The organism is Chitinophaga varians (assembly GCF_012641275.1).
In the GTDB taxonomy this organism is placed as follows: Bacteria; Bacteroidota; Bacteroidia; order Chitinophagales; family Chitinophagaceae; genus Chitinophaga; species Chitinophaga varians_A.
The window spans coordinates 1-540 of the sequence record NZ_JABAIA010000028.1; the positions used below are offsets into that span (position 1 = coordinate 1).

Below are 540 nucleotides of genomic sequence, written 5' to 3' on the forward strand. Positions count from 1 at the left end.
GCTCGTTTCTTAACCACTCCACCAACAGCGCCGGATTGTTTTTGATATGGCTGTCGGGCATACAAACGGTGGCACCGCCAATGAGGCCTGTCAGGATATCTTTCAGCGAAGCGTCAAAAGTCATCGGCGCCAGCTGGCTGATACGGAAACTACCGTCTATGCCCCACTCCCGCTGATGCCAATGGATGTAATGGCTCAGCGACACGTGGGAGCCGATGATGCCTTTGCTCCTGCCGGTAGAACCCGAAGTGTAAAACACATAAGCACTGCCGGACGCATCGTAGTCCAGATCAGGGTCAGCTACACTGTATACAATATTTTCTATGGGAAGGTGATGTTCAAACGACAACGGCAACACGGTATCCACCGGACTGTCCAGGATAATTACCGTATCGATCTTAACAGCATGGGCAGCCAGCAATTGCTTTAGCGTGGCCGCATGCGCCGTAGTGGTAACGACGGCCTGCATCCCGGTCTCCGTTATCACCTGCAACAGATGATGAACAGCCTGGTCTGCCGACATCGGAACATACACGGCCC

Annotated in this window: 1 protein-coding gene; it reads right to left on the minus strand. The window is 53.5% G+C overall.

Annotated elements, in window-relative coordinates:
• Positions 1-540 (minus strand): AMP-binding protein (locus HGH92_RS33465; protein ID WP_168875210.1); only part of this gene is annotated, 540 nt, incomplete at both ends.